Annotated in this window: 16 protein-coding genes and 1 pseudogene; 12 read left to right on the top strand and 5 right to left on the bottom strand. The window is 68.0% G+C overall.

Annotated elements, in window-relative coordinates; genetic code table 11:
• Positions 1 to 113: 113 nt before the first annotated feature.
• The 5 genes from ACFWUU_RS01795 to ACFWUU_RS01775 are packed head-to-tail and all read right to left on the bottom strand — an operon-like array spanning position 114 to position 8,692.
• Positions 114 to 2,063: an alginate lyase family protein gene (locus ACFWUU_RS01795; protein WP_380171837.1), complete on the bottom strand. Its 1,950-nt coding sequence runs from the start codon at positions 2,061 to 2,063 to the stop codon at positions 114 to 116.
• On the bottom strand, positions 2,060 to 4,207 hold the full coding sequence (locus ACFWUU_RS01790; protein ID WP_380171835.1) for a bi-domain-containing oxidoreductase: 2,148 nt from the start codon (positions 4,205 to 4,207) through the stop codon (positions 2,060 to 2,062). Before ACFWUU_RS01790 ends, ACFWUU_RS01795 begins: the two co-directional genes overlap by 4 nt.
• Positions 4,208 to 4,216: 9 nt before the next feature.
• Positions 4,217 to 6,136: an asparagine synthase (glutamine-hydrolyzing) gene (asnB, locus tag ACFWUU_RS01785; RefSeq protein ID WP_380171833.1), complete on the bottom strand. Its 1,920-nt coding sequence runs from the start codon at positions 6,134 to 6,136 to the stop codon at positions 4,217 to 4,219.
• A 1-nt stretch (position 6,137) separates the two neighbouring features.
• Complete coding sequence (locus ACFWUU_RS01780; protein WP_380171831.1) at positions 6,138 to 7,373, bottom strand: glycosyltransferase family 4 protein; 1,236 nt, start codon at positions 7,371 to 7,373, stop codon at positions 6,138 to 6,140.
• Entirely contained in the window at positions 7,370 to 8,692 is a 1,323-nt protein-coding gene (locus tag ACFWUU_RS01775; protein WP_137254362.1) for a UDP-glucose/GDP-mannose dehydrogenase family protein, read from the bottom strand. Before ACFWUU_RS01775 ends, ACFWUU_RS01780 begins: the two co-directional genes overlap by 4 nt.
• A 169-nt stretch (positions 8,693 to 8,861) precedes the next feature.
• Here ACFWUU_RS01775 and ACFWUU_RS01770 point away from each other — a divergent pair, with 169 nt between their 5' ends.
• The 12 genes and pseudogenes from ACFWUU_RS01770 (at position 8,862) to ACFWUU_RS01715 (ending at position 19,550) form a co-directional block, all read left to right on the top strand.
• Entirely contained in the window at positions 8,862 to 9,923 is a 1,062-nt protein-coding gene (locus ACFWUU_RS01770; RefSeq protein ID WP_380171830.1) for an NAD-dependent epimerase/dehydratase family protein, read from the top strand.
• Positions 9,923 to 10,105, top strand: a pseudogene (locus ACFWUU_RS01765) (class I SAM-dependent methyltransferase); the annotation flags it as partial. The gene ACFWUU_RS01770 and the pseudogene ACFWUU_RS01765, both read left to right, overlap by 1 nt.
• Positions 10,106 to 10,219: 114 nt before the next feature.
• The gene (locus tag ACFWUU_RS01760) at positions 10,220 to 11,146 is read left to right on the top strand and encodes a class I SAM-dependent methyltransferase (RefSeq protein WP_380174249.1); all 927 of its coding nucleotides are present in this window, start codon (positions 10,220 to 10,222) and stop codon (positions 11,144 to 11,146) included.
• A gap of 29 nt (positions 11,147 to 11,175) precedes the next feature.
• Positions 11,176 to 12,030: a glucose-1-phosphate cytidylyltransferase gene (locus tag ACFWUU_RS01755; protein WP_202877672.1), complete on the top strand. Its 855-nt coding sequence runs from the start codon at positions 11,176 to 11,178 to the stop codon at positions 12,028 to 12,030.
• Complete coding sequence (locus ACFWUU_RS01750) at positions 12,030 to 12,680, top strand: PIG-L deacetylase family protein (protein ID WP_380171828.1); 651 nt, start codon at positions 12,030 to 12,032, stop codon at positions 12,678 to 12,680. Before ACFWUU_RS01755 ends, ACFWUU_RS01750 begins: the two co-directional genes overlap by 1 nt.
• Positions 12,681 to 12,694: 14 nt before the next feature.
• Positions 12,695 to 13,834 (top strand): class I SAM-dependent methyltransferase, encoded by a 1,140-nt coding sequence (locus ACFWUU_RS01745; protein WP_380171826.1) that lies wholly within the window; start codon positions 12,695 to 12,697, stop codon positions 13,832 to 13,834.
• A 127-nt stretch (positions 13,835 to 13,961) separates the two neighbouring features.
• Positions 13,962 to 14,588, top strand: a complete 627-nt coding sequence (locus tag ACFWUU_RS01740; protein WP_380171824.1) for a class I SAM-dependent methyltransferase — start codon at positions 13,962 to 13,964, stop codon at positions 14,586 to 14,588.
• A 7-nt stretch (positions 14,589 to 14,595) separates the two neighbouring features.
• Positions 14,596 to 15,879: a hypothetical protein gene (locus ACFWUU_RS01735; protein ID WP_380171822.1), complete on the top strand. Its 1,284-nt coding sequence runs from the start codon at positions 14,596 to 14,598 to the stop codon at positions 15,877 to 15,879.
• Positions 15,876 to 16,799, top strand: a complete 924-nt coding sequence (locus tag ACFWUU_RS01730) for a glycosyltransferase family 2 protein (protein WP_380171820.1) — start codon at positions 15,876 to 15,878, stop codon at positions 16,797 to 16,799. Before ACFWUU_RS01735 ends, ACFWUU_RS01730 begins: the two co-directional genes overlap by 4 nt.
• The gene (locus tag ACFWUU_RS01725) at positions 16,796 to 17,731 is read left to right on the top strand and encodes a glycosyltransferase (protein ID WP_137254369.1); all 936 of its coding nucleotides are present in this window, start codon (positions 16,796 to 16,798) and stop codon (positions 17,729 to 17,731) included. Before ACFWUU_RS01730 ends, ACFWUU_RS01725 begins: the two co-directional genes overlap by 4 nt.
• A complete protein-coding gene (locus ACFWUU_RS01720) occupies positions 17,728 to 18,996 on the top strand; it encodes a polysaccharide pyruvyl transferase family protein (protein WP_380171818.1) in 1,269 nt (422 codons plus the stop codon). Before ACFWUU_RS01725 ends, ACFWUU_RS01720 begins: the two co-directional genes overlap by 4 nt.
• Complete coding sequence (locus ACFWUU_RS01715; protein ID WP_137254371.1) at positions 18,993 to 19,550, top strand: dTDP-4-dehydrorhamnose 3,5-epimerase family protein; 558 nt, start codon at positions 18,993 to 18,995, stop codon at positions 19,548 to 19,550. The genes ACFWUU_RS01720 and ACFWUU_RS01715 overlap by 4 nt, the downstream gene beginning before the upstream one ends.
• The last annotated feature ends 30 nt before the right edge of the window (positions 19,551 to 19,580 follow it).

Genomic DNA, 19,580 nt, shown 5'->3' with positions numbered 1-19,580 from the left:
GCGGGCGCTGCTGTGCTTGATGGTTCGCTCGCTGCGCTCGCTCACGGTTCCCCTCCAGTCGCCGCCACTAACTGTCTTGTTAATAGAGGGCTGCGGACGGAGGGTGATACAGATCAGGACCGGAATCGAAAGGTGCTCACCGCGGGCTGTTCTGCGGCCAGTTTTCCGGTCCCGATCAGGGTCGTGCTGGGCACCTTGCGGCCGAATCGCGGTGAGTACCAGCCCAGCAACGGATCGTTGCCACCGCGGTGTGCCGTCCAGGTCAGTCCGGCCGGCAGCTCGACGATCGCCGAGCCGGTGGACCACTCCAGCCGTCCGGTCGACTGGTCCAGCTCAACGGACACCTCCGGCCCCAGATGCCAAGCAATACGTACGTCAGACGCCGTATCGAGCCGGTCTTCAACCCGCAGTACGCCATGGTCGAGTACTGCGGTCCGCCGGTGCGTGACGGGTGAATCGCCGACCCGGTAGCCGTCGTGCTCGGCCTCCCAGGTGTTCGGCGCATACCGGCGTACCTTGCCTGTCGCCCCGCGCAGCCAGAGGAACGCTCCGCCCAGGGCGGACTGTTCGGCGCCCGCGACCTCGACGGTGTTGTGGGCGATCGTGGAGCGGAAGTAGTTCCGCCACTCCTCTTCGCCGTGGTAGCAGTACGTGCCGGGGTCGGCGAGGATATCGACGCCGTCGACCCGCACCTCGAGCGAGAGCGCGTCGGAGTGGGCGTGGGCTGCAATGGACAGGAAGCCGTGCGGACCCGCGTCCGCGCGGCACCAGATCTCCGGACCGTCGTCGTTGCTCCGCAGAACGGTCAGACCCGCGTCCTCGAAGTGATCCGGTCGTACGGCGGGGCGGTCCGGCTGCTGCTCTTTGACCAACGAGCTGATGATGTACGACGTCGCAGTGGGCGGGCTGTCCGGCCACCAGGGCGCTGCACCGACGGCGGCTGCTCCTAGCGACAGGAACGCCGACCAGTGGTGGATGTCCGGCGGATCGAGGACCAGGACCATGCCCTCGTCGTCGTCGCCCTGGCGTGGTGGGCGGAGCGTGGTGTCGACGATTGCGGCTGCCACGTCGATCGTGCGGGTCAGCAGTGCCCACGTCTTCTGACTGAGTGGGTGGCCGGACCAGTCTGCTTCCAGAGCGGCGTACAGGCCGAGCTCGGAGACGAAACGGTGGTAGTCGGTCGCCAGCTCGCGGTTCACGCCCGATGGGAAGGTGTTGGCGTCGAGTTCCTTCTCCAGCAGGGCTGTCGCGTCCTGACGCCAGCGGGTGCTCTTGGTGAACCACGGGAAGGCACAGGCCGCGACGAGCTGTCCGGCGGCCTCGGCGATCACGTGGTTGTTCGCCGACGAGCCATGGCTCTGGAACGCGGCCAGGTAGCGCTGGTGCCAGTAGATCTGCTGGAGCGCCAGTTCGTTGTGCTCGAACAGGTCGGTGATCTCCGGCCAGTCGTTCAGCAGGCGGCGGATCCACGTCCAGCTGATCAGGCGGATGCCGATCTCGATACCGCTGGCCCAGTGCACTCCGGACAGGAACGGGTTCGTCCGCCACCAGTCGTTGAGGTGGTCGGCGACACGTTCGGCGTACCGGTCGTCGTGGGTCAGGAACCAGGCGGCGGCCAGCTGGGTCAGGTGGTGGTGGCGGGACAGCTCCCACACCTGCTTGATGTTGCCGACGGCTTCCTCGTTGCGGTGGTTCAGCTTGAAGACGTACTGCGCCGGGTCGGACCGGCGGCCCGTGATCGGGTCGCGGAACCAGTCCGGCTCGGTCAGGTCGGTCCGGTCGACGCCGAGGACCTCGAGGTTGCCGGCCATGATCGCGTCGGCTGTCTGGATGACGGCCTTGCGGGCGTCCTCCGGTACGGCGCAGGCGGTGTGCGCCGGCAGCGTCGTACTGAAGGTCAGCTCTTTGCGGAGGGGGAGGTGAACGGCCGTGTTCTGCCCGGGCCTGACCTGTTGGTAGGCCCAGGCAGTACGGCGTCCGGTGTCGCGAGCGCGCAGGATGAGTTCGGTGGGGGACATCCGGCGCAGGCGGCGGACGTACCAGCCCAGGGGCTGGCGGCTCACACCTTCTCCGGTTTGCCACTCGCCAGACTGCGGTCGACCGCGATCGTGGCCCGGGTGGTGGCGACGAGCTCGTCGAAGGAGATCGGCATCGGGCCGCCGGACTTCACCGCGGCGACGAACGCCTCGAGCTCGATCCGCTGACCCTTGTCGGTACTGCGGGTCTTGCGGGTGGACGGTTTGCGGCCGGTCCACACCGACGCGCTCTGGAAGTTGTCCAGCCGCCCGTTGCGGCCGCCGCCGGTGATGTCGAGCGTCTCCTTCGGGAAGCGCGAGTTGCCGCCGGCGACGTAGTTGATCGTGCCGACCGAGCCGTTGGCGAACCGGAGCGTGACGATGACGTCGCCGGTGTCGGGTCCGGGTACGGCGTACACCTCGGTCGGGAGGCTGTTCAGCCACCAGGTCAGGGTGTCGATGAAGTGCCCGCCCTCACCGGCGAACCGGGTGCCTTCCTTGCCGGCGTCGAGGTACCAGCTGGTGGAGTCGAGCGTGCCGGCGTTCACGAGGTAGCGCAGCGAGAACGCGCCGCCGGGGTCGCCGAAGCGGCCCTTGAGGTCGGTCAGCAGCGGGGCGAACCGGCGGTTGAACCCGACCATCAGGCGATCGTTGCCGGTGGCATCAACCGTGGCGACGATGCGGTCGAGCTCCTCGTCGGTCAGCGCGAGCGGCTTCTCGACGAAGACGGCCTTCCCGGTCTCCAGCGCCTGGCACGCCAACTCCGCATGCGAACTGTGGCGGGTCACCACGAAGATCGCGTCAAGCCTGTCGTCCGACAGCACTTCCTGCGCATCCGTAGAAATCTGCTCGAACCCGAACCGCCGCTGAGCATTGGCCGCCGACAACGACTTGTTCGTCGCCACCCGAGCCAACACCGCATCCTCATCCTTCTGCAAATGCGGCAGAAGCATGCTAGACGCATAATTCCCAGCCCCAACAAACCCAAGCCGAACAGATCCTGTGGTCGGGTTCGCAGCTCGGGCGACAGTTGCCGTCGGTGCCGTCTCCTGCTGTGGTACGTCGGGGTACTCGAAGAGGAAGCCGACGCCTGGGAGGGCGCCTGAGCTGAGTTGTTGGTAGACGTCGGTTGCATCGGCGATCGGGAACTGGCCGGCGATCAGCGAGCCTACGTCGATCTGTTCGCGGGCGATGAGGTCGATGAAGCATTCGAGGTTGCGGCGTTCGGTCCAGCGGACGTAGCCGGCGGGGTAGTCGATGCCCTGGAGTTCGTAGCGGTCGTCGTAGCGGCCGGGGCCGTAGGAGCGGGAGAACCGGACGTCCAGTTCCTTGTCGTAGTACGCGTTCCACGGCAGGTCGAGTTTTGTCTTGCCGATGTCGACGACGCGAGCACGGTCACGAGCCAACCGGGCAGCAGTCTCGACCGGACCGTTGGAGTGACCACCGGCAGCCAGCAGGATCCGGTCGGCGCCAAGCCCGTTCGACGCCACGAGCAGAGCCCGCTCCAGGGACGCGATCCCCGCCTCATCAGCCGACGAGCACGCCAGCGCACCAGCCTTCTCCGCCATCCGGCAGCGATCCGCAACGGTGTCGATCCCGAACACCCGCACCCCGGCCGCAACCAGCAACCGCACCACAAGCTGCCCGACGAGACCGAGCCCAATCACCACAGCCGTCTCACCAAGCTGCACCTCGGCCTGCCGCACACCCTGCATCGCGATCGCGCCAACCGTCGAGAACGCAGCCTGCTCAGCCGGCACCCCGTCCGGCACCGGCACGCACAGATTCAGCGGCACCCAGTTGTACTCCGCGTGCAGCGCGAACTCGTTCCCCGCCGCGGCAACCAGCTGCCCGACGCTGAACTCCTCCGCACCAGCCCCGACCTCCACAACGACCCCGCACAACGAGTACCCGAGCGGCGTGTACGAGTCGAGCTTGTTCATCACCTTCTTGTAGGTGTTCAACGCGCCCTGCTGCGCAACGGAGTCCAGCACCTTCCGCACCTGGTCCGGCCGCGCCTTCGCCTTGCCGACCAGCGACAGCTTCGCCTCGCCGACCTTCATCAGTTCGGTGCCGGTCGAGATCAGCGAGTACAGCGAACGGATCAGCACGCCACCGGGCGCACAGGTGGGCGGAGGCACGTCCAGCACAGCCAGCTCACCGGACTTGTAGTTCTGTGCAACCTGCTTCATGTCCGTCCCTCAGAGAGAAGTGATGGTGACGCCGAGGTCACGCATATGCCTGGTCCAGGTCTCCAGCGTCAGCAACTGCCAGATCTGCTTCGAGTAGTCCTCACGCCCGGCCCGCTCGTCGTCGACGAGCTTCTGTACGGCGGCCCGCTGCAGGAACCCGCTGCCGACCAGCTCGCCGCGCAGCAGCGTGTCGTCGACCAGCTCGCGCAGGTCGTTCCGTACCCAGGCCCGCAGCGGCGCACTGAACGACGCCTTCGGCCGGTAGATGATCTCCTTCGGCAGCCACGCCTCGGCCGCCTTCTTCAACGCCAGCTTGCTGACCCGGCGGTGGATCTTCTCGCTGCCCGGGATCGAGAACGCGGCCCGCGCCACGATCGGGTCCACGAACGGCGTCCGCACCTCGGTCGACGCCGCCATGCTGGACCGGTCCGTGTACGCGAGGTTCAGCCCCGGCAGGAACATCCGCGAGTCCGCCAGGCACATCCGGTTCACGTGATCGTCGAGCGTGGTGTCGTGGTAGATGTCGGCGTGCTCGGACAGCAACTTCCCGACGTACGGCTCCAGGTCCGGGCTCAGCAGTCCGGCCAGCTGGTCCCCGTCGTACATCGTGTAGCTGCGCCGGAACGCCGTCTCCTCGGACAGGTTCGCGAACGTCTCGAACCGCTTGGCCCAGCGCGCGTACCGCAGGCCGCGACCGTTCACCGTCACCGGCAACCGTCGTACGGCGGGCCCGATCACCCCGTTCCGCAGTACGCCGGGGAGCCGCTGGTACTGCGCTCCCATCACGCATGCGAGGTGCTTGCGGTAACCGCCGAACAGCTCGTCGGCGCCCATCCCCGACAGCAGCACCTTCACGCCGGCGTCCCGTGCGGTGTCGCACATCAGCAGCGTGTTGATAGCGGCCGGGTCGCCGATCGGCTCGTCGAGAATGTCGACGATCCGCGGGAGCAACTCGACCACATCGGGCGCGATCTCGATCTCGTGCAGGTCGATGCCGAACTGCTGCGCCACCTTGCGCGCGTAGATCGCGTCGTCGGGCATCGCTTCGAGCTTCTGGTCCTGCGCCCGGAACGTGATCGTGTACGAGTCGACGCTCGGATCCATCCGCTTCGCCAGCACAGTCACGAGACTGGAATCCAGACCGCCGCTGAGGAACGTGGAGACCGGTACGTCGGCGACCATGTGCGCGGCGACCGACTCCTCGATGATCGTGCGCAGATCCGCGGGCGGACCGGCGGCAGCCTCGGTGGCGACATCGGTCACCCGCCAGTACATCTCGTGCCGGCTGCTGCCGTCCGGCCGGAACTCGGCCCACGAACCCGGCGGAAGTTTCTCCACCCCGTCGATCGCACAGCGCTGCTCGGGCAGCCAGTAATAGAGCATCGACGCGATCAGAGCGCCGGGCTCGGTCCGCAGCTCGGATCCGACGGCCGTGACGAGCGCCTTCAGTTCGGAGGCGAAGACGACTCCGGCTTCACGGCGGAGGAAGTACAGCGGCTTGATGCCCAGCGGGTCGCGGGCGAGGTACATGCTGCCGCTGTCCTCGTCGAGCATCGCGAACGCGAACATGCCCCGGAACCGCTTCAGCGCGTCCGGTCCCCAGCGGCGCCAGGCCTCCAGCACCACCTCGGTGTCGCCGTTGGTGCGGAAGCCGACGCCGGCCTTGGACAGCTCGGCGCGCAGTTCCTTGTAGTTGTAGAGCTCGCCGTTGTAGCAGATGGTCAGCCCGCGCTTGCTGAACGGCTGGTCGGCCTCCGACGACAGGTCGATGATCGACAGCCGGCGATGCGCGAGGAACGCCCGTACGTCGCCCTCGTCGAACGCGTAGATCCGGTCGGCGTCCGGACCGCGGTGCGCGATCCGGTCGCTCATCGCCTCGGCGAGTGCGAACCCGTCGTGCTGCTGGTAGCAGCCGGCGATGCCGCACACGTCAGGACCCCGTCGCGCGTGCGACGTCCCCGATGTGGCTGACGTGACCGGTCAACGCGTCGTACACCTGCAGGTACGCCCTCTGCTGGTGCTTCCACGCCAGCACCTGCTCGACCCGCTCGCGGCCGAACTTGCCCATCCGGCGCCGGCGTACCTCGTCGTCGAGCAGGTCGACGATCGCCTCGCCGTACTGCGCGACGTCGTTCGGCTCGACGTACACCGCGGCGTCCGCGGCCGAGACCTTGGTCTCGATCAGGTCGAAGGCGACGACCGGCAGCTCGAAGGCCATGTACTCCATGGTCTTGTTCATCGTCGACACGTCGTTGAGCGGATTCTTCGGGTCGGGGGACAGGCCGATGTCCGCGGTCGACATCACCGCGCGCACGGTCTCGTCCGGCACCCGGCCGGTGAACTCGATGTACTCGTCGAGCCCGAGGTCGTGCCGCAGCGCGACCACCTCGTCGAACGAGTCCCCGCCGCCCATCAGCGTGAACGCGATGTCCTTGCGGCCGAGGTTGTTGACGATGTGGTCGGCCGCGCGGACGACGATGTCGACACCGTCCTGCGGTCCCATCACGCCGATGTACGTGACCAGGTAGCGGTGACCGCGGCGCAGCGTCTCGTCCACGGCGGCCGGGTCGCGCTGCAGCTTGTCCGGGTCCGGCCCGGTGCGGACCACGGTCACGTCGTGGTTCGCCTTGCCGCTGCGGGTGATCGCGATCCGGCGGTACGAGTCGTTCGTCGAGGTCACGTGGTCCGCCGTACGGTGCGTGGTCCGCTCGAGGAAGCGCAGGCCCTTGTACGGCAGGCTGGTCGTACCGCCGAAGCGGGACTGGAACAGCTCCGGGCACAGGTCGTGGTGGTCGAAGACGAACTTCGTCCCGTCGAGCCGGCGCAGCAGCATCGCGATCGGCCAGAAGATGTCCGGCGGGTTGCAGGCCTGCATCACCTTGAACTTGCCGGCCTTGCGGGCCCGGAAGACCAGCCGCAGTGTCAGCAGGAACGAGTACGCGTACTCCCAGACGAAGCTGATCTTGCTGCCGCCCGGTGCGTAGGCCTTGTACTTGTGCACGGTGACGCCGTCGATGACCTGGTACGCCGGGTCGCCCGGCCCCTTCGGGCAGACGACCGTCACGTCGTACCCGCTCGCCACCAGCGCCTGGCACTCCAGCCAGACGCGACGGTCGAACGGCACCCAGAGGTTCTGGATGATGATGAGGACCCGCGGACCGCTCACCAGCCCACTCCTTCGTATCCGGGCAGCGCCTCGACGTCGGCGCCGAGCCGGCCGATCAGGTCGATCGTGCGGGCCGGCGGCGCTTCGAGCAGGGCGTTGATCGCGGCCGTGTCGGTGGCCGAGACGATGGCCAGGTCGGCGCCGGCGAGCGCCGCCGTCGGGTCGTCGGTCAGGACGCGCTGCAGATGCGGCAGCTTCGACTGCACGTGGCGGAGGTTCGCGCCGACCAGCCGGGTCGGGTTCACGATCGCGTCGTAGATGCGCAGGTTGTAGCCCTTGCCGATCAGGCGCTCGGCCAGCTCGACGTTCGGGCTCTCGCGCAGATCGTCGGTGGCGTGCTTGAAGCTCAGACCGAGCAGCGCGATCTCGCGGCCGGGGCCGGCGATCACGCGGTCGACGACGTCGCGGACGCTCCGCTCGTTGGTGGCCAGCGTGCCGGCCAGCAGCGGGAGTTCGGTGTCGTTCATCCGGGCCAGGTGCAGGACCGAGCGCAGGTCCTTCGGCAGGCAGGAACCGCCGAACGCGAAACCGGGCTTCAGGTAGTACGGCGAGATGTTCAGGCTGGTGTCCTGGACGAAGATCTTCATCACCTCGCGCGAGTCCACCCCGAAGTGCCGGAAGATCCGGCCCATCTCGTTCGCGAACGAGACCTTGGTGGCGTGGAACGCGTTGCAGGCGTACTTCAGCGCCTCGGCCGTCCGGACGTCGACGACCTCCACCTCCGTGCCGAGGAAGCTGAACAGGTCGGTCAGAGCGGTACCGACCTTCGGGTTGCGGGTGCCGACGACAACGAACGGCGGCGCGTAGAAGTCGGCCAGGCCGGATCCTTCCCGCAGGAACTCCGGGCACATCGCCGTACCGAAGGTCAGACCCTCCGGCGGCGGTACGTCGGCCAGCACCTTCTCGACGATCTCGTCGACCGTGCCCGGCGGAACCGTCGAGCGGACCACGATGCTGTGGAACCCCGACGCCGGCCGGACGACAGTCTGCGCGGCCTCGGCGATATCGCGGACCGCGCGTTTGATGTACGTCAGGTCAGTACTGCCCGCCGGAGTCGACGGCGTACCGACACAGATGAGTGAGACATCGGCCCGCTCGAGCGCGATCCGTGGATCGGTGGTCGCGTGCAGGCGACCCGAGGTCGCTCCCTCCGCCACCAGCTCGTCCAGACCAGGCTCGACCACCGGACTGTGTCCCTGAGTGATCGGATCGACCTTCGCGGTATCGACATCGACTCCCCAGACGTCGTGCCCAGCAGCAGCCAGACAAGCAGCCGTCACCGACCCCACATAGCCCAAGCCGAATACGGCAACCTTCATAACGCCCCCCACAGGCTCATGACGCGGCATCCCCACGTCCGCAGCGCCCATGAGAGCAGCCGCGGCACCGTCCTGATACACGCGATCAGAACAAATTGGCTGTATCAGGCGCTTGTCCCGGGGTTCTTTATGGGCGACAGGGGACTGGGCTGGGGTGAGGGGAAGACGAATGAGGGTTCTGGTCACCGGGGATCGGGGTTATATCGGGGCCGTCATGGTGCCGTTCCTGCGCGCCGCCGGGCATAGCGTCGACGGTCTGGATACGGGCCTGTACGAAGGGTGTGACCTGCTCGGCGGGCCGGACCCGATCGGGGACAGGGCGCCGCGGGACATGCGGGACGTGACCGCGCGGGAGCTCGAGGGGTACGACGCGGTGGTCTGTCTGGCCGCCCTGTCGAACGATCCACTCGGCAACCTGGACAAGGCGGCGACGTACTCGGTCAACCTGGACGGCACGCTGAACGTCGCGCAGGCCGCCAAGGACGCCGACGTCGAACGGTTCCTGTTCGCATCGTCGTGCAGCTTGTACGGCGCGGCCGGTTCCGAGGCGGTCGGCGAGGACGCCGAGATGTTCCCGGTCACGGCGTACGGCGAGACGAAGGCGCTGGCCGAGCAGGAGCTGTCGAAGCTTGCCGACGACACCTTCAGCCCGACGTACCTGCGCAACGCGACCGCGTACGGCGCATCGACCCGGCTGCGGCTGGACATCGTGGTCAACAACCTGACCGCGATCGCGCTGACGTCCGGTCAGGTCCGGCTGGAGAGCGACGGTACGCCGTGGCGCCCGCTGGTCCACATCGAGGACATCAGCCGCGCGTTCCTGACCGTGCTCGAGTCGCCGCGGGACGTGATCCACGACGAGGCGTTCAACGTCGGCCGGTCCGAGGACGTCGTCCAGGTCCGCGACATCGCCGAGATGGTCCGCGAGGCGGTGCCCGGCTCGACGCTGTCGATCGCCGAGGGCGCCGGCCCGGACCTGCGCAACTACAAGGTCGACTTCAGCAAGCTCAACGACACCTTCCCGGAGCTGCAGCTGCAGTGGACCGTCCGCAAGGGCGTCGAGGAGCTGTACGACGCCTACCAGCGGCACGGCCTCACGCTCGACGACTTCAACTCCGCCCAGTTCGTCCGCCTGCGCCGGATCCAGCAGCTGCTCGGCGCCGGACTCGTCGACGGCCAGCTGCGGCGCCAGACCGACGGGCAGTTCCCGGGACCGAAGGAGATGCAGTGATGAACAGCTGCCGGATCTGTGGTGCGGAACTGACGCGCACCTTCGTCGACCTCGGCATGTCGCCGCCCTGTGAGAGCTACCTGCGCGCGGACCAGATCGACAGCGGCGAGACGTTCTACCCGCTGAATGTGCGGATCTGCGACAACTGCCTGCTCGTCCAGCTCCCGGCGTACGTCGCCGCGGACGACGTATTCAGCGACTACCTGTACTTCTCGTCGTACTCGACCAGCTGGGTGGAGCACGCCCGCCGGTTCGTCGTCGACATGCAGGAGCGGCTCGACCTCGGTGCGGAGAGCCTGATCGTCGAGGCCGCCAGCAACGACGGCTACCTGCTGCAGCACGCGACCGCGCTCGGCATCCCGGTGCTCGGCATCGAGCCGGCGGCGAACATCGCCAAGATCGCGAACGAGAACGGCATCCGCACCGAGAGCTACTTCCTCGGCGAGGAGACCGGCAAGGACGCGGCCGCCCGGCACGGGCAGGCGGATCTTGTCGTCGGCAACAACGTGTTCGCGCACGTGCCGGACATCGTCGACTTCGCCAAGGGCCTGCGTGCGCTGGTGAAGGACGACGGCCTGGTCTCGCTGGAGTTCCCGCACCTGCTGCGGCTGATCGAGCGTCGCCAGTACGACACGATCTACCACGAGCACTACCAGTACCTGACGCTGAAGACCGCCGCGCTGGCGCTGGAGAAGGCCGGCCTCAAGGTTGTCGACGTACAGGAGCTCGCCAGCCACGGCGGGTCGCTGCGGCTGTTCAGTACGCCGGTCGAGACCGCCGGCGAGCCGACCGAGCTGGTCGGGAAGGTGCTGCAGGACGAGAAGGACGCCGGCCTGCACACGGTCGAGGGCCACCTGGGGTTCGCCGACGAGGTGTTCGCGATCAAGTCCGACCTGCTGGAGTTCCTGATCCAGGCCCGCCGCGAAGGCAAGACGGTGGCCGGGTACGGCGCTCCCGGCAAGGGGAACACGCTGCTCAACCACTGCGGCATCCGCGAGGACCTGCTGCCGTACACGGTCGACCGCAGCCCGCACAAGCACGGGATGTACCTGCCCGGTACGCATATCCCGATCTTCGCCCCGGAGCGCCTGGCCGAGACGCGCCCCGACTACATCGTGATCCTGCCGTGGAACCTGCGCGCGGAGATCGTCCACCAGCTCGGCTACGCACGGGAGTGGGGCGCGAAGTTCGTCGTACCCATCCCGCAGCTCGAAGTGATCTGAACGAAAGTCGTGGGGGGAAGGAAAGTCAGATGAAGGTCGTGATCTTCTGCGGGGGCCTCGGGCTGCGGATGCGCAGCGGCGTCGATTCCGCACCGAAACCGATGATGACGATCGGCGACCGGCCGGTCCTGTGGCACATCATGCGGTACTACGCGCACTTCGGCCACACCGAGTTCATCCTGTGCCTGGGCTTCGGGGGAGCCGCGGTCAAGAACTACTTCCTGAACTACGAGGAGACCGTCTCCAACGACTTCGTGATGACGAAGGGCGGCGAGCACATCGAGCTGCTCGACTCCGACATCAGCGAGTGGAAGATCACCTTCGTCGACACCGGCATCGACACCTCGATCGGTGAGCGGCTGCGCCGGGTCCGGCCGTTCCTGGAGGACGACGACGCCTTCCTGGCCAACTACGGTGACGTGCTCACCGACGCGCCGATGGACAAGATCGTCGATCACGTGATGACCAGCGACATCACCGCCAGCCTGCTCGCGGTGCCGCCGCAGGCGTCGTTCCACACGGTCGAGTTCGGCACCGACTCCCGGGTCACCGGGTTGCGGTCGGCGGTCGACCTGAACGTCTGGATCAACGGCGGGTTCTTCGTCATCAAGAAGGAGATCTTCGACGTCCTGCACGAGGGCGAGGACCTGGTCGGCGACGCGTTCCCGCGGCTGGCCGCGATGCGCAAGCTCGAGGCCATCCCGCACCACGGGTTCTGGGCGCCGATGGACACGCTCAAGGAGCGGAGCCAGCTCGAGGAGCTGTACCGGTCCGGCAAGAAGCCGTGGGCGCTGTGGAGCCACCAGGTCCGCCAGCAGCAGGCACAGGTGCTGGACAAGGAACCCGCGGTGTCGGCGGACGCGCCGGTAGTGGTGGCGATCTGATGCTGCCGTTCCAGCTCGGCCTGATCGACGGGCCGGTCCACCTGGTTGCCCTCGGCGCGCATCCGGACGACATCGAGATCGGGTGCGGCGGCACGCTGCTGAAGCTGGCCGAGTCGGTGCCGGAGCTGTCCGCCGAGTTCGTGATCGCGACCGGTACGCCGTTGCGCCTGGAGGAGGCCCGCCGCGCGGCGGAGCTGTTCCTGCCGGACTGTGAGGTGAGCGTCACCTCGGCCGAGCTGCCGGACGGCCGGCTGCCGGCGTACTGGAACCAGACCAAGGAGTTGCTCGAGGAAACGGCTCGGGGGAGCCGTCGCCCCGACCTGGTGTTTGCCCCGAGCAAGCACGACGCGCATCAGGACCACCGGCTGATCGCCGAGCTGGCGCCGACCGTCTGGCGCAACCACCTGGTGCTGCACTACGAGATCCCCAAGTGGGACGGCGACATCAGCCGGCCGTGGCTGTACGTCGAGCTGTCCGAGGAGCAGATGCGCGAGAAGGTCGCGCTGCTGCACAAGGCGTACCCGTCCCAGGTCCCGCACGACTGGTTCGACGAAGAGGTCTTCTCCGGGCTGGCCCGGTTGCGCGGGATGGAGTGCCGGGCGACGTACGCCGAGGCCTTCACGACGGCCAAGGCGACATTGACATGGTGACCGAGGGGGCAGCAGTGAGCTTCAACTGTCGCGGGTGCGCGTCGGAGAACGTCGTACTCGTGGTGGACGTCGGCGACCAGCCGCTCGCCGACCACTTCCCGCCGGCCGAGGACGCCGGTCCCGATCCGCGCTGGCCGCTCTCGCTGTGGCTGTGCCGCGACTGCACGCTGGTGCAGCTCGGTCCGGTCGAGGCGCAGCTGGCCGAGGAGCCGCTGGCCGTCGAGTCGGCGACCAGTCGCGCGCATGCGGAGACTTCGGTCAAGGAGATCCTCAGCGATCACCCCGAACTGAGCGGCGGCACGGTCTTCGAGTTCGGGAGTCCCCATGGCGGATCCTGGCTCGACCATCTGTACGTCGCGGGCTGCCGGCTCGCCGGCGACGGTGAGAAGGCCGACCTGGTCGTCGACGTACACGGGATCGTGCACGAGCCGCAGTACGGCGACTCGCTGAAGCTGCGGGCGGATCGGCTCGCGCCCGGCGGCCTGCTGGTGATGGAGTTCCACCACCTGCTGCCGCTGTTCATCGGCAACCAGTTCGACACGATCCGGCACGGCCACTGGGCGTACGTCTCGCTGCGCGCACTGCGGAACATCGCCGCGCTGCACGGTCTGACCGTCGAGTCGGTGACCCAGGCCGAGATGTACGGCGGGAGCCTGATGGTGATGCTGCGGCACACCGAGGACGCCCGGCCGGACGCATCGGTCGACGTGGTGCTGGAGGACGAGGACGCGGCCGGGATCGCCGACGAGGTCCAGCTCGGCAGCCTGCACGAGGCTGCCCGGCACGCGGCCGGCGCCCTGCACGAAGAGCTGACCCGCCACCAGGCGGCGGGTCGCACGGTACTCGGGTACGGCGCGCCGTCGAAGGCGCCGGTGCTGCTGGACCTGAGCAAGGTGACGACGGATCTGCTCCCGTTCACCGTCGATCTGGCGCCGGGTAAACACGGCCGCCGGATCCCTGGTGCCTGCATGGTGCCGATCCGCCCGATCGAGGAGCTGAAGGCCGCGCGGCCGGACGTCGTCCTCGTGCTGACCTGGGATATCGCCGACGAGATCGTCGCGCAACTCGAAGCTGATGGCGGCTGGGGCGCCACCTACCTGGTCCCGTTGCCCGAGCCACACGAGATGGGGACTCGTCGTCAAGACGCAAGGTGAATCGGGAAGAAGGAACGGAATGACATCCGTTGTGAGCAGCCTACGCAGTTCCGGGCTGGATATGTTCAAGCGCGTACTCCGCGGGCCGTTGGCCCGCTTGACAGCTGTGCACCGCCTGCGGTGGCGGGTGACCTCGCGAGAGGCGCTGTTCACCCAGGTCTACGAGACGTCCGGCTGGGACAGCGCGGAGTCGGGATCCGGTACCGGGTCCGAGCTCCGGGCCACCGTCGACATCCGCGAACGTCTGCCCGAGATCCTGACCCGGCTCGGTGTGAAGACGATGCTCGACGCCCCGTGCGGCGACCTGAACTGGATGCGTCACATCGAGCTTCCGGTGGCGAAGTACCACGGCGTCGACATCGTGGCGAGCGTGATCGAGAAGAACCAGCAGGAGTACGGCGACGAGCAGCGCGACTTCGAGGTCCGCGACCTGACCCGGGACACGCTGCCCCAGGTCGACCTGGTCCTGTGCCGGGACTGCCTCGTGCACGTCTCGTTCCAGGACGCGGCCGACATCCTGGAGAACCTCCGCTCCACCGGTGCGGAGTGGCTCGTGATCAACACCTACGACAACGTCGAGCGGAACCACAACCAGTTCACCGGCCGCAACTGGCGGCAGCTGAACATGTCGCTCCCACCCTTCAACTTCCCCGCACCGCTCGAGTCCTTCCCGGACGGTGGCGAGGTTGACCCGAACCGGCTCGGCCTGTGGCGCCTCCAGGACCTGCCGGCCGTCCAGCGAAGCGCTGTGTGAGCCAACGATGAAATCTGTCCTGCGCCGCCTCACCTGGGGTCTTGCCGACCAGGCTGTGACCAGTCTGGTCAGCTTCCTGGTGGGCGTTGTCGTGGCCCGGCAGCTGGGCGCGCTGGAGTTCGGCGCGTTCAGCCTGGCCTGGGTCACGTACGGCGTGGTCCTGAACATCTCCCGCGGTCTGGCGACCGACCCGCTGGCGGTCCGGTTCAGCGGCCTGGAGCGGCCGGTGTGGCGGACCGCGGTCGCGAAGTCGTCCGGGATGGCGATCGTCGTCGGTCTCGGCGCCGGAGTGATCTGCGCGCTCGTCGGGCTGTTGCTCGGCGGGCACGCGGGGAAGGCATTCATTGCCCTGGGCATCGTGTTGCCGGGCCTGATGCTGCAGGACAGCTGGCGGTTCGCCTTCTTCGCCTCGGGACAGGGCGGTAAGGCCTTCGTCAGCGACATCACCTGGGCGCTCGGTCTGGTGCCGCTGCTGTACCTGGCGTCGCAGAACGCCAGCGTGATCAGGTTCGTGCTGGCCTGGGGTGGAGCAGGCATCTTCGCAGCGCTCGTGAGCGGGCTGCAGGCCGGCGTCCTGCCGCGGCCGGCCCTGGCTCGCCGCTGGTTGTCCGAGCACAAGGACCTCAGCCTTCGCTATCTGACCGAGAACCTCACGCTCAGCGGCGCCTACCAGCTCCGGATCTACGGCCTGGGTGCGTTTGCCGGCGTCGCGGCGGTCGGTACGGTGCGTGGCGCGGAGATGCTGCTCGGACCGTTCTTCATCGTGCTCTCGGGCATCGGGCTGGTCGCCGTACCAGAGGCTGCACGGGTACTGCGCAGGTCTGTCCGCGCGCTGCCGATCTTCTGCCTGGCGCTGGGTGGTGCGCAGGCGATGGCTGCACTGGCCTGGGGTCTGCTGCTGCTGTTCGCGTTGCCGGACGCGTGGGGACACGCGCTGCTCGGCGAGGTCTGGCTGACCGCGTCGGCATTGGTGCTGCCGGCAACTTTGTCGGTGGCGTGCGCGGGCTTCAACACGGGAGCCGCGGCCGGTCTGCGTGCGCTCGGGATCGCCCGTCGCAGTCTCAAGGCCCAGCTGTGTGCGTCGGCGTTCTACCTCGTCGGCGGCGTGCTCGGTGGTGCACTCGACGGTGCGCGCGGTTCGGCCTGGGGCGCTGCGTGCGCGACGTTCGCGGCGGCGTTCGTCTGGTGGTACACGCTGCGGGTCGGTGTCCGGGAGCGCAAGCAGCTCGAGTCGGCGGTGGACTCCGACGAGGCTGAGGTTCCTGAGGTTCCTGAAGTGAGAAGCACATGACCGCCGTACCGCGGCTGACCGTCGGCCTCCCGGTCTACAACGGGGAGAAGTACCTGGCCCAGTCGCTGGATGCACTGCTCGGACAGACGTACGACGAGTTCGAGCTGATCATCTCCGACAACGCCTCGACCGACGGCACGGAGCAGATCTGCCGGGAGTACCTGGCTCGCGACCCGCGCATCCGCTACATCCGCCAGCCGATCAACATCGGCGCCACGCCGAACCACAACTTCGTCTTCGAGCAGTCACACACCGAGCTGTTCAAGTGGGCGTCGTACGACGACCTGTACGGGCCGAAACTGCTGGAGCGCTGCATCGAGGCACTCGACGGCGATCACGAGCTCGTCCTCGCCCACGCCTGGGAAGCGATCATCGACGGGGACGGCGAGGTCCTGCTAACAGTCGACTATCCGTTGGCGACCGATTCTCCCGACCCGGTCGAGCGGTTCAGGAGCATGCTGTTCGCGGTCGGCGGCGACGACTTCTACGGCGTGATGCGCTCGGAGACGCTCCGCCGTACGCCGCTGCACGGGAGCTACCACCACGCGGACCGCACGTTGATGGCCGAGCTCGCGCTGTCCGGGCGGTTCTACCAGGTGCCCGAGGTGCTGTTCTTCCGGCGCGACCACGCGGACCGCGCCGAGCGGGCGAAGCCGACGATCCGTAGCCGCGCCGCCAACATGGAGCCGCGGCGCGCGCACCGGCTGAGCAACCCGACCGCGCGGTTGCTCGCGGAGTACATCGGCGGCTTCGTCGGCGCGATCCGGCGGGCGCCGCTGTCGTCGGCCGAACGCCGTGGCTGCTACGCGCAGCTGCTGCGCTGGGTGGCGAGCCGGGCGGTTCACCGATCGTCCGCCCGCATCGAAGACACGGTGCCGCGTGGGCATCAGCAGCCTCTTGCAGAGATGAGGAGAAGATGAACGCAGTACCGCGGCTGAGCATCGGCCTGCCCGTCTACAACGGCGAGAAGTACCTCGCCGAGGCCCTCGACGCGCTGCTCGGGCAGACGTACGCCGACTTCGAGCTGGTCATCTCCGACAACGCCTCGACCGACGGCACGGAACGGATCTGCCGCGAGTACATGGCTCGCGACCCGCGCATCCGCTACATCCGCCAGCCGGTCAACGTCGGCGCGTCGCCGAACCACAACGTCGTCTTCACCGAATCCCGCGGCGAGCTGTTCAAGTGGGCGTCGTACGACGACCTGTACGCGCGGGACCTGCTGGAGCGCTGCATCGCGGCGCTCGACGAGACCCCGGACGCGGTGCTGTGCCACTCGTGGAGCGCGATCATCGACGAGGCCGGCGACATCGTCGCGAAGGTCGGCTACCCGTTGACCACCGACTCGCCGGATCCGGTCGAGCGGTTCCGCAGCCTGCTGTTCGACGTCGGCGGCGACGACGACTACGGCGTGGTCCGGGCCGACGTACTGCGGAAGACCGCGCTGAACGAGAGCTTCTACCACGCCGACCGGACGATCGTGGCCGACATCGCGCTGCACGGCCGGTTCATCCACGTACCGGCGTCGTTGTTCTTCCGCCGCGATCATCCGGACAGCGCGCTGCGGTCGAACCGCACGGTCCGTTCCTGGTGCGGCAACCTCGACCCGCGCCGCCGGAAGCACTCGACGGTCCGGCTGCTCGTGGAGTACCCGCTGGGTTACGTCCGGATGGTGTTCCGCGCGCCGCTGACCGCCGGCCAGCGAGCACGTTGCCTCTGGCAACTGACGCGCTGGATGACGAGCCGGGTGGTGCCGCCGTCGATGCGCCGGCAGGACACGCCGGTCGAGCAGGTCAGCGAAGTGGTATCGGTATCCATGGTGGTAGCAGGCCAGAGCGGACGACTCGGATGAGCGACGACAGTTTCAGCACAGCGCCCAAGGGCGGCCCGCGGATCGGGTTCTTCGGCCTGCTCGGCCACGGGAACCTCGGCAACGACGGGTCGCTGGAGGCGTTCCTCGCCTACCTGGCCAAGTCGTACCCGGACGCGGAGATCGACTTCCTCTGCTCCGGTCCCGAGGTGGTCGAGGAGCGCTACGGCCTGCCGTCCACCCGGATGAACTGGAACCGCGACGAGTACAACACCGCGAGCAGTCCGCGGCTGGTCGCGCTCAAGGGGATCGGGAAGCTCGTCGACTTCTTCTGGACCGCCTCCTGGGTACGGCGCCACGACGTGGTGGTCGTGCCGGGTATGGGCGTGCTCGAGGGCGGCCTGCCGCTGCGCTGGTGGGGCTTCCCGTACTCGCTGCTGCTCCTGACCGCCTCCGGTCGCCTGGTCGGTACGAAGGTCGCGCTGGTCAGCGTCGGCGCCAACACCTCCGGACGACGGATGACCCGCCGCGTCTTCACCTTGGCCGCCCGTCTGGCCTACTACCGCTCGTACCGCGACCAGCTGTCGAAGGACGCGATGCGCACGACCGGCCTGGGCAACGTGGACGACCCGGTCTACCCGGACCTCGCCTTCTCGCTGCCGATCCCGGCGGTCCGCTCCGCCACGCCGGCGGGAGAACCGACGACGGTCGGCGTCGGCGTGATGACCTACCGCGGTACGGACGACGACCGCGACCGCGCCGAAGAGGTCTTCGACGAGTACGTCGCGAAGATGACCCGCTTCGTCCACTGGCTCGTGGACCACGGGCACCGGGTCCGGCTGCTCACCGGCGACCACGAGGACGAGCTGGTCTCGGCCGCGATCCTCGCCGACGTACGGGAGAAGCGGCCCGAGCTCGATCCGTCCTGGGTCGTGGAGAACCCGCCGAAGTCGCTGGACGACCTGATGGAGCAGATGGCAGCGCTCGACACGGTCGTCGCGACCCGGTTCCACAACATCGTCTGCGCACTGATGCTGTCCAAGCCGACCGTCTCGATCGGGTACGCCGCGAAGAACGACGTACTGATGGCCGACATGGGTCTTGCCGAGTTCTGCCAGAACATCCGCTCGCTCGACGTCGATCGACTGATCAGCCAGTACACCGCGCTCGAGTCCCGCCGCGACGTGGTCGGACCGGCCATGGACGAGCGCAACGCCGTCAACCGCAGCCAGCTCGAGGACCAGTACGACGTCCTGTCGTCGAAGGTCTTCCCGAAGCCTGCGGACACCTTGGAGGGACGCTCATGAAGGTGACTCAGGTACCCGAGATCGCCGGGGTCTATCTGTTCGAGCCGACACCGCACGTCGACGAGCGGGGCTTCTTCAGTCGCACGTTCGACGCCGAGATCGCCCGGTCGGTGGGGATCGACCCGGACGGGTTCGCGCAGGACAGCCTGTCCCGCTCCCGTAAGGGCGTGCTGCGCGGGATGCATCTGCGCTCCGGACAGGGTGAGGCGAAGCTGGTCCGCTGCTCCGCGGGCGAGGTGTTCGACGTCGTCGTCGACCTCCGGCCGGACTCACCGACGTACCTGCAGCAGGCGCACTTCACGCTGTCGGGCGACACCCAGGCCTCGGTGTACATCCCGGCCGGGTGCGGGCACGGCTTCCAGGCGCTCACCGAACCTGCGGACATCGCGTACCGGATCGACCGGCCGCACGATCCGTCCGAGGACGTCGTGATCGCGTACGACGACCCCGATCTCGCCATCCCGTGGCCGCTGCCGGTCACCGTCATGTCGGCCCGCGACCAGCGCGCCGTTTCTCTTGCCGACCTCACCGCGGGCGCTCCAAGCGCTCGCTGACCGAGCACCACCATCCGGAAGGGGGCCCTC

It is taken from the genome of Kribbella sp. NPDC058693 (assembly GCF_042715335.1).
Lineage (GTDB): Bacteria > Actinomycetota > Actinomycetes > Propionibacteriales > Kribbellaceae > Kribbella > Kribbella jiaozuonensis.
This window is presented reverse-complemented; position numbering and strand designations above follow the sequence as displayed.

What these genes read in the sequence shown, in the direction of transcription:
- ACFWUU_RS01790 (WP_380171835.1), bottom strand. Translation starts at nt 4,207, where the DNA reads ATGAAGCAGGTTGCACAGAACTACAAGTCCGGTGAGCTGGCTGTGCTG.
- ACFWUU_RS01750 (WP_380171828.1), top strand. Translation starts at nt 12,030, where the DNA reads ATGCTGCCGTTCCAGCTCGGCCTGATCGACGGGCCGGTCCACCTGGTT.
- ACFWUU_RS01770 (WP_380171830.1), top strand. Translation starts at nt 8,862, where the DNA reads ATGAGGGTTCTGGTCACCGGGGATCGGGGTTATATCGGGGCCGTCATG.
- ACFWUU_RS01755 (WP_202877672.1), top strand. Translation starts at nt 11,176, where the DNA reads ATGAAGGTCGTGATCTTCTGCGGGGGCCTCGGGCTGCGGATGCGCAGC.
- ACFWUU_RS01735 (WP_380171822.1), top strand. Translation starts at nt 14,596, where the DNA reads ATGAAATCTGTCCTGCGCCGCCTCACCTGGGGTCTTGCCGACCAGGCT.
- ACFWUU_RS01725 (WP_137254369.1), top strand. Translation starts at nt 16,796, where the DNA reads ATGAACGCAGTACCGCGGCTGAGCATCGGCCTGCCCGTCTACAACGGC.
- ACFWUU_RS01720 (WP_380171818.1), top strand. Translation starts at nt 17,728, where the DNA reads ATGAGCGACGACAGTTTCAGCACAGCGCCCAAGGGCGGCCCGCGGATC.
- ACFWUU_RS01730 (WP_380171820.1), top strand. Translation starts at nt 15,876, where the DNA reads ATGACCGCCGTACCGCGGCTGACCGTCGGCCTCCCGGTCTACAACGGG.
- ACFWUU_RS01775 (WP_137254362.1), bottom strand. Translation starts at nt 8,692, where the DNA reads ATGAAGGTTGCCGTATTCGGCTTGGGCTATGTGGGGTCGGTGACGGCT.
- ACFWUU_RS01715 (WP_137254371.1), top strand. Translation starts at nt 18,993, where the DNA reads ATGAAGGTGACTCAGGTACCCGAGATCGCCGGGGTCTATCTGTTCGAG.